We start from the raw sequence: 9292 nt of genomic DNA, 5'->3' as shown, positions 1-9292 counted from the left end.
GGCCCCCCCTAACCCCCCACCCCCCCCGGGTGGGGGGGGGGGGGCCCCCGGCCCCCCCCCCCCCCCCGCCCCGGCCCCGCACCACCCACCAACCGAACGCGCTACGCCCACCCCCACCGGACGCGAGCAGGCCGTCGCAGGCACCCCCACCCCCACCCCCACCTACGAGCAGGTGAACCGAGACTGAGCCCAGTCGGCGAGCGCCAACCCGTCGAAGTGGCTGTGCGGTTCCACGACCAGCCGAATGGCCCGGTAGCCGCCGATGCCGACATGGACAGGCACGGCAGCGTCCCCGCCCTTCACCCGGCCTGACCGCCACAACAGTTCCCCGTCGCCGTACACGCTGAAGTAGACCTTCCCGAGCTTCGACGTCATGTCGTCGACACCCACCACGGCGTCATAGGCGCTGCACTCACGGTTCAGATCGATGGTGACCGACGAGTCACCGTGCACCGTCACGCCGTACGGATAGACCCGCTCCCCGATCGACAGTTCCCCCCGCTGCCACACCCAACTGCTCTCCCCGATCCGCATCTCCGGCTTCGTACCGTCCCCCGAGACGTTGTAGGCCAGCTCACTCCACCGGTAGACGACCGGAGCAGGCGGGGGAGTCGGCGTGGGAGTGGGAGTCGGCGTGGGAGTGGGGGTCGGCGTGGGAGTGGGGGTCGGCGTAGGAGAGGGCGTGGGCGTAGGCGTGGGACGGGGAGCAGGACTGGCAGGAGGCGAAGGCAGGGGCGGGACGGGCCGAGGAGCCGCGCGGGTAGGCGTAGGCGTGGGCGTAGGGGCGGGAGCCGAAGCGGCGGCCACCGGCTCCGGGCCGGCGGGTGGCGGAGGCGACGGCGCGGGGACGGACGCGGCCGGCTCGGGCACGACGGCGGGGGTGGATACGGGCGGCCGGGCCACCGGCTCCTTGGGCGTGCTGTCGCCGACCAGGGCGAGCGCGACGACGGCGGCCGCCACGGCGACGACACCGGCAGCGATCCCGGCCTTGACGGGCGCACCGAGCCCCTCGGAGGCGACCGCGCCGGAGCCGGAGGACGAGCCGCCCGCAGCAGCGGCCGCACCGGCGGCACCCGCGGCCCCCGCCCCCACCCCGCCGACGGCGAGCGCGGCGGCCTTGGCGTACCCGGCGGCACCGAACCAGCCGATGACGGCGACCGGCACGACGGCGGGAATGCTGCTGGCGACCTCTTCGATCTGGAGGGCGGCCAGCCGGCACTTGGCGCACTCCTCCAGGTGCTTGCGCAGCCCGCGCTCGGCACGGGTGCGGAGCTTACGGCGGGCGTAGGTGCCGAGCTGGTCGGCGTAACGGGCGCACTCCTCGTCCCCGGCGAGGGAGGCGCTGACGTGGGCCTGGAGGTAGGCCTGCTTCAGGCCCTCGCGAGCCCGGCTGGCCAGCACACGCGTGCCGTTGGCGTCGAGCCCGAAGAGCGTGGCGACGTCGCTGGGCGACTCGTCCTCGACCTCGGTGTGCCAGAGCACGGCCTGCCAGCGCTCGGGCAGCGAGCGGAAGGCCTGCATGGCCATGGACTGTTCGGCCTCGTGCATGGCGACGACGTCGGCGCCGAGGTCGAGCGTGTCGGTGTCGGAGACCTCCGAGGCCCGGGAGGTCTGCGCGGCGAACAGCGCGAAGTCGTCGACCAGTTGCTCCCGCTTCGCGGAGTTCGTCCAGTTGGCGGCCACGCGGCGGACGCTGGTGAGCAGATAGGCGCGGACGGCGTGCTCGGGACCGGAGCCGCCGCGGACCGCCTGGAGGGCGCGGGCGAAGACCTCGGCGGTGAGGTCGTCGGCGGTGTGGGCGTCACGGCAGCAGGTGCGGGCGTAGCGGCGCACGGCGTCGGCGTGACGGCGGTACAGCTCCTCGTACGCGGTGTCGTCGCCGGAGCGCATCCGCTCGATCAACTCGGGGTCGGAGGGCGCCAGGACACCGTCCCCGTGCCGGCCGCGCTGAGCGGGAACGCTTTCCTCAGGCGGGAGGTTTCCTCCGCCTGCCGGGACGTTTCCCCCGCCGAGAGGCTCGGCACCGGAGGGGACAGCCGGGCGACCGCCCTGGTTGGGCACCTGTGACGGGACACGGCCGCCGGTCTCCCTGCCGCCCTCACCGGGCGACTCGTCCCGCCCCTCAACGCTCATCGCGGACAGCCCCCGACGTCAGCCAACCCGACCCGACCACCGGGCCAGACTGCCACACCGGATTTCGGCGAGAGGCCCGCGAGTCCGGATCGTCCACTGGTCCGAGGGCATAGAGCGACAACGCGTACCGAACTTCACCCGTTCGAGGTACGAACGGCAGCCCAAGCCACCCACGAGCCAGCCCGACTCAACCCACGAGCCGGCCCAAGCCACCCCAACGACGCAACCCGAACCACCCACTACGGGTCCGCCCACCCCACCACCACGACGGCCCCCAGCCACCCACACCACATCAAGGGCAGCCAGGGACACCGTCACGTCACCACACCACTCACCCCGCTCAGACGGGCGGCACTCACCCCGCTCAGGCGGGCGGCACCCGCCCCGCTCAGACGGGCGGCCGAGACCGCAGCCCCTCCAGCAGGATGTCGAGCAACCGCGCCGAAGCCGCCGCCTGCTGCGCCGGATCCGGCAGCGCCGGCGCCGCCGTGGCGATCACCAGCAGCACGTCCGACACCGACACGTCCGACCGCAGCTCACCGGCCGCGCGGGCCCGCTCCACGAGCTGGCCCACGACCTCCAGCAGCGCCGCCGCACCCGCGTCGTCCACGGTGTCGTCCGACACCAGCCGCAGCTCGCCCGAGCCGGGCTGGCTGCGCTGGTGCGGTACCCGCGCCTCGCCGGGCCGGTCGGACCGCTCGGGCCCGTCGGACTCCTCGGCCACGCCGACCCGCAGCACCTGCGGCGGCAGCAGCCGTCCGGCGCCCGAGGCCACCGACGTCCGCAGGAAGCGCGACAGCGCCGACCACGGCTCGTCCTCCTGGCCGAGTGCCGCGCGCGCCTGGTCGGTCAGCCGGGAGGTCTCCTCCTCGGCTATCCGGCGCACGAGTACGTCCTTGCTCGGGAAGCGCCGGTACACCGTGCCCACACCGACCCTGGCCCGCCGTGCCACGTCCTCCATCGGCGCGCCGTACCCGAGCTCGCCGAAGACCTCGCGCGCCGCACGCAGCACGTGCTCGAGGTTGCGCTGTGCGTCCACCCGCAGCGGCGTCGAGCGCCCACCGTCCCCGCGGCCGTTGCCCACCGCGCCGCCGGTTGCCACGGCGGAAGCGGAAGCCCAATGAGAATCCTGAATATGCATACGTAATCCCCCGGTAATGACGTCTCCCCCCGGAGACTCTCCCCGCCATTTGGATGCCGGAGCGCGCGGAAGAGAGCCCGACCGGGACCCGCTCACCGCGCGGACCCGAAGAGCGCATCCCCCTACACCCCGTCGACATACGAACATAGTTGAGAGGGAGTCAATTCAGAAGGGGCAGGTTCCGCACGGAGCGCCCCCCGATCGGAGTACGCACCGCATACGTCCCGATTGCGCACGCTTGCGCCCCAAGGTAGAACCCTCTGACCTGCGCACCGGACCGTGACTCCGGCAATTCGCCCAACACGGTCCGTCGACGCCCTCCGGTCACACAAATTGTCGAGGCTGTGGACAAACGAAGGCTCGGGGTGCGTCATGGGATGGTGAAGGAACGTGCGCGCATTCTCGTTGTCGGCGGCGGCTACGTCGGGATGTACACGGCCCTGCGCCTCCAGCGGAAGCTCAAAGCGGAACTCAGGCGCGGGGACGCCGAGATCACGGTCGTCACTCCCGACCCGTACATGACCTATCAGCCGTTCCTTCCCGAGGCGGCCGCCGGGTCCATCTCCCCGCGCCATGTCGTCGTCCCGCTGCGCCGCGTGCTGCCGCGCTGCCGGATCGTCGTCGGCGAGGTCACCCGCGTCGACCACGACCTGCGCACCGCGACCCTCACCACCCTGGCGGGCCAGGAGGCCACCGGCCCCGAGCACCTCGCCTACGACGAACTCGTCCTGGCCCCCGGTTCGGTCGCGCGCACCCTGCCCGTCCCCGGACTCGCCGAACACGGCGTCGGCTTCAAGACCGTCGAAGAGGCCATCGGCCTGCGCAACCACGTCCTCGAACAGATGGACATCGCCTCCTCCACCCGCGACCCCGCCCTCCGCGACGCCGCCCTCACCTTCGTCTTCGTCGGCGGCGGCTACGCGGGCGTCGAGGCACTCGGCGAACTGGAGGACATGGCCCGCTACGCCGCGCGGCACTACCACAACGTCAAGCCCGAGGACATGAAGTGGATCCTCGTCGAGGCCTCGGACCGCATCCTCCCCGAGGTGGGTCCCGACCTCGGCCGCTACACCGTCGCCGAACTGCGCCGCCGCAACATCCAGATCCTGCTCGGAACCCGCCTGGAGTCCTGCGCCGACCGCGTCGCCGTCCTCAGTGACGGACAACGACTTCCCACCCGTACGGTCGTATGGACCGCCGGCGTCAAACCGCACCCCCTGCTGGCCGCCACCGACCTGCCCCTCACCGTCCAGGGCAGGCTGCGCTGCACCGACCGCCTCACCGTCGAGGGCGTCGCGCACGCGTGGGCCGCGGGCGACGCCGCCGCCGTCCCCGACGCCACGGCGCACGACGGCCGCGACTGCGCCCCCAACGCCCAGCACGCGCTGCGCCAGGCCAGGACCCTCGGCGACAACCTCGTACGCTCCCTGCGCGGCGAACCCCTGGAGCCGTACGCCCACAAGTACGCGGGCTCCGTCGCCTCCCTGGGCCTGCACAAGGGCGTCGCCCACGTCTACGGACGCAAGCTCAAGGGCTACCCGGCCTGGCTGATGCACCGCACGTACCACCTCAGCCGCGTGCCCACCGTCAACCGCAAGGCGCGCGTGCTGGCCGAATGGACCCTCGCCGGCCTGTTCAAACGGGAGATCGTCTCCCTCGGCTCACTCGAACATCCCCGAGCGGAGTTCGAACTCGCGGCCGGTGGAACGCCTTCCGAGGACCCGAAGGGGTCGTCCTGACCCGAAGCAGGAACTCAGGAAATCGGCCAGGCGTCTGACGGATGTCGGCCCGGTCCGCCACACTGCCAGACTGGTCCACGCTTCAGGACGGACCACCACCCGCCCTGCCATCCCACGAGGCTTTTCCCGAGTGCTGTATTTCCCGGGGACGGAACCCACCGCCCGCGCCCCCGGGGGCCCCGGCCGGGTCCGGAGCGGCCGACGACGACTAACACGAGGCAAGGATTCGTGAACTTCACGCGCTGGAGCGCCCGGCTCCCCGGAACGCAGCGCCGCGCCGCAGCGCGGACCGACACCGCGGTCACCCCCGGATGCCGGGGAGAGGCCCGCGGCGAGGGCTCCGTCCCCGCGGCCCGCGCCGAACGGCCCACGGACGGCCAGTCCGGCGTACCCGCCGTCGACGACCTCCCCGTCCGCGAGGTCCTCGCCCGGGTCCCCGCCCTCGTCGCCCTCGTCCACGGCCCCGACCACCGTCTCGCCTACGTCAACGACGCCTACGCCACCGCCTTCGGCGCCCGCCCGCCCGGCGAGGCCGCCGCCCGCGCCCTGCCCGAACTCGTCGAGCTCGGCCTGCTGCCCCTGCTCGACCAGGTCCTGCGCAGCGGCAAGCCCCGCACGGTCAAGTCCCGCAAGGCCTGCGACGGCCGCTCCTACACCTTCACCTGCACCCCCGTCGCCGAGGGCGGCGCCGGCGACCCAGGCGACCCGGGGGTTCTCGTCTTCGCCACCGACGTCACCGACCACGCCGAAGCCGCCGAACGCCTGCGCGCCAGCGAGCGCCGCCAGCGCGAGACCGCCGTCACCCTCCAGCGCTCCCTGCTCCCCCAGGAACTCGAACAGCCCGACGACCTGCGCATCGCCGCCACCTACCAGCCCGGCGGCACCGACGCCGCAGTCGGCGGCGACTGGTACGACGTCATCACCCTCGGCGGCGGCCGCACCGCCCTCGTCATCGGCGACGTCATGGGCCGCGGCGTCCGCGCCGCCGCCGTCATGGGCCAGCTCCGCACCGCCGTCCGTGCCTACGCCCGTCTCGACCTGCCCCCGCACGAGGTGCTCCAGCTCCTCGACGGCCTCGCCACCGAGATCGACGCCAACCAGATCGCCACCTGCGTCTACGCCATCCACGACCCGAACGAGGGCCGGCTGGTGTACGCCTCCGCGGGCCATCTGCCCATCCTCGTCCGCGACGAGAACGGCACCGTCCAGCGCGCCGAAGAACCCACCGGCCCCCCGCTCGGCACCGGCGGCTGGGTTCACTCCTCCGGCTCCATCCCCCTCGGCCCCGGCTCCACCGCCGTGCTCTACACCGACGGTCTCGTCGAACGCCGGGACGCGGACCTCGACGAAGGCATCGCCGCCCTCGAACGCGCGCTCGCGGGCGCCACCGGCAGCCCCCAGGTCATCTGCGACCGCCTGCTGCGCTCCGCCGGCGTCACCGCCGACCACGACGACGACGTGGCCGTCCTCGTCCTCCAGCAGCCCGCCCACACCGGCAGCGAGGGCGAACTCTTCCGCAACGCCGCCCTCGAACTCCTCGGCGGCGTCGAGGCCGCCCCGCGCGCCCGCGCGTTCGCCTCCGGGGTGCTGACCAGCTGGCGGTTCCCCGCCGACCTGCACGACCTCGGGGTCCTCGCCGCGAGCGAGCTCGTCGCCAACAGCCTCCAGCACGGGACGCCGCCCATGCGCCTGCGGCTGCGCCGCACCGACCGCCGCCTCATCGTCGAGGTCACCGACGGGGACGACCACCTGCCCCGGCGCCGCCGCGCCGAACCAGGCGACGAGTCCGGCCGGGGCATCGCGATCGTGGCCACGATCGCCTCCAACTGGGGCAGCCGCCGCACACCCGGCGGAGGCAAGGCCGTGTGGTGCGAGTTCGCCCTGCCGAAGACATGACGCGGCGGCCGGCCGGGAACAGGGTCACTGTCCCCGGCCGGCCGCCAACCGTCCGTCCGTCGCTCAGGCCTCCGCGGGCACCGGCTCCGCCGCCGCCCCACCACGGGCCACGACACGGTTCCGGGCCGGCCACGGGTGGTCCTGGGACTCGGTCAGCCGCCGCCCCAGCCCCAGCGCCAGCACACTGATCCCCACCGAGAACAGCAGGAACGTCACGATGTACGGGGCGTGCAGCGAAGCCCCCATCGGGCCTCCCACCGCCGGACCCACCGCGAGCGCCAGCTGCTTCACCAGGGCGAAGGCGGAGTTGTACTGACCGGCCATACCCGTCGGCGCCAGATCGGCCACCAGCGGAGCGACGGTCGGCGACAGCATCGCCTCACCCAGCCCGAACAGCGCGTACGTCGACACGAACGCCGCCGTCGCCATCGCCTGGCTGGTGTGACCCAGCCCCGCGTACCCGGCCACGATCCACGCCACGGCCCAGATAAGACCCACGGCCGCGATCACCCGGGAACGCCGCCGCCGCTCCACGAACCGCAGCACGGCGAACTGCGCCACGACGATCACCGCGGTGTTGGCCGCCAGCGCCGTGCCCAGCGCGGACGTCGATATACCGGCCGCCTCGACACCGTAGGCGGCCAGCCCCGACTCGAACTGTCCGTAACAGGCGAAGAAGAGCACGAAGCCGAGGACCATCAGCTGGACCATGGCCCGGTTCCCGAGCAACTGCTTCCAGCCGCCCCTGGCGGACCGCGCGGGGCTGTCGCCGATCCGCGGCGAGTGCGGCGTCCGCACGGTCGTCATCACGACGGCCAGCAGCAGGAACATCGCCGCCTCGATCGCGAACAGCAGGGTGAAGGACGACACGCGCGAGGTGTCGACCAGGTGGCCGCCTATCAGCCCACCCACACCGAGACCCAGGTTCTGGAGGAAGAACTGCATCGCGAACGCCCGCGACCGGGTCTCCGCGGTCGAGCAGTCCACGATCATCGTCGCCAGCGCCGGCTGCATCACGGCCTGACCCGCGCCCAGCGCGGCCGCCGACAGCAGCACCGTCGCCGCACTGCCCGACAGACCCAGGCTCAGCGCCCCCAGCGCGGCCGTGACCAGGGCGACGAGCAGCACCGGAAGCGGGCCGCGCCGCACGATCGCCCGACCGGCGAACGGCAGCACGATCAGCGCGGCCACGGCGAAGACGGCGAGCACCAGGCCCGCCGTCGTGGCACCCAGGCCCCGCACCTGCGCCACATACACGTACAGGTAGGGAACCGTGAAGCCGAGCCCGAACGCGCTGAGTGCGTTGCCCACGTGGATCCGGCGCATCGCTGCGCCCATTGCCCTGGTCACGTTCACCTCAATCGGTAGAAGTTAGGAGTGAAGACTTCGAAACTAAAGTTCGAAGCTAAACAGTACACCTCGAAGGACTTCGATGCCAAGCGAGGCCGTGCGATACTGCCGTCATGGGCGACAACCCCGGCGTCAGCGAGCCGACCCTCGACGAACAGATCGCCGCCTACCAGCGCGAGTTCCGGGACCTCGACCCCCAGGTCGAGAAGATCGTCTCGGCGCTGTCCCGCCTGAACCGGCGGATGAACGTCGCCTACGGCCGCCAGACCGCGGCCCTCGGCATCAGCAACGCCGAGTGGGAGGTCCTCAAGGCCCTCGTCCTGTCCGGGGTCCCCTATCGCATGGGCCCCAGTGAGCTCGCCAAGCGACTCGGCCTCACCCCGGCCGCCATGACCCACCGGATCGACCGGATGGTCGCCGAGGGACTGGTCACCCGGGAGCGCGACGAGTCCAACCGCGTCCGGGTCATCGTCGAGCTGACCCCCGAGGGCCGCGAGAAGTGGCTGGAGGCCATGCGCCTGGCGTCGGGCTTCGAGGAGGGCCTCCTCCAGGACCTCACCCCGGCCGAGCGCACGGTCCTCGGCGAGGTCCTCGCCCGGCTGCTCCGCCGCGTGGAGGACGCCCAGCCGGACGCCGGCGGGCGCCTCACCGACCTCGACTGAGGTCCGCCCGCGCGATCCCGGGAGGCCACTTGACATCCCCCTCCCCGATCCGTAAAGTTCTTCGGGTTGCCGCGGGGCCGTAACGGTTCTCCGGCAGCACCTCCCGCCGCATGAGCGGCAAACCAAACCACAGCAAGATCTCCAGACGGGGTCGATTTCGGCTTGCCCGAATTCAATTCCGAATGGGGACTCCGCACCCCGATCACCTCGATTGGGAATCGCGGAGGAGATCCGCTAGGGTTTGAGACGTCGGAACGGCCCGAGCGGCCGGGAAGACAAACCCCCTGACTGGGAGTCAGACGCCGAAAGGATCTGATAGAGTCGGGACCGCCGGAAAGGGAAACGCGGAAGCGGGAACCCGGAAAGCACCG

General features: G+C 72.4%; 6 protein-coding genes. 3 read left to right on the top strand and 3 right to left on the bottom strand.

Annotation, left to right across the window (positions count from 1 at the left end):
- Positions 1-162 precede the first annotated feature (162 nt).
- On the bottom strand, positions 163-2133 hold the full coding sequence (locus ACFYR0_RS37685) for a sigma-70 family RNA polymerase sigma factor (RefSeq protein ID WP_389338881.1): 1971 nt from the start codon (positions 2131-2133) through the stop codon (positions 163-165).
- Positions 2134-2521: 388 nt separating this feature from the next.
- The gene (locus ACFYR0_RS37680) at positions 2522-3274 is read right to left on the bottom strand and encodes a TetR/AcrR family transcriptional regulator (RefSeq protein ID WP_389338878.1); all 753 of its coding nucleotides are present in this window, start codon (positions 3272-3274) and stop codon (positions 2522-2524) included.
- Positions 3275-3651: 377 nt separating this feature from the next.
- Between ACFYR0_RS37680 and ACFYR0_RS37675 the strand changes: the two genes are divergently transcribed.
- The gene (locus ACFYR0_RS37675) at positions 3652-5013 is read left to right on the top strand and encodes an NAD(P)/FAD-dependent oxidoreductase (protein WP_389338875.1); all 1362 of its coding nucleotides are present in this window, start codon (positions 3652-3654) and stop codon (positions 5011-5013) included.
- Between the two features lie 228 nt (positions 5014-5241).
- Positions 5242-6909, top strand: coding sequence for a SpoIIE family protein phosphatase (locus ACFYR0_RS37670; protein WP_389338872.1), 1668 nt, complete (start codon positions 5242-5244; stop codon positions 6907-6909).
- A gap of 63 nt (positions 6910-6972) precedes the next feature.
- Here ACFYR0_RS37670 and ACFYR0_RS37665 read toward each other — a convergent pair whose 3' ends face one another.
- The gene (locus tag ACFYR0_RS37665; RefSeq protein WP_389338884.1) at positions 6973-8235 is read right to left on the bottom strand and encodes an MFS transporter; all 1263 of its coding nucleotides are present in this window, start codon (positions 8233-8235) and stop codon (positions 6973-6975) included.
- A gap of 137 nt (positions 8236-8372) precedes the next feature.
- Here ACFYR0_RS37665 and ACFYR0_RS37660 point away from each other — a divergent pair, with 137 nt between their 5' ends.
- Positions 8373-8921: a MarR family winged helix-turn-helix transcriptional regulator gene (locus ACFYR0_RS37660; protein ID WP_389338869.1), complete on the top strand. Its 549-nt coding sequence runs from the start codon at positions 8373-8375 to the stop codon at positions 8919-8921.
- Positions 8922-9292 lie beyond the last annotated feature (371 nt).

The organism is Streptomyces sp. NPDC005017 (genome assembly GCF_042873115.1).
Taxonomy (GTDB): Bacteria; Actinomycetota; Actinomycetes; order Streptomycetales; family Streptomycetaceae; genus Streptomyces.
Note: the sequence above shows the minus strand (reverse complement) of the source record. Positions and strands in the feature narration are given on the sequence as shown.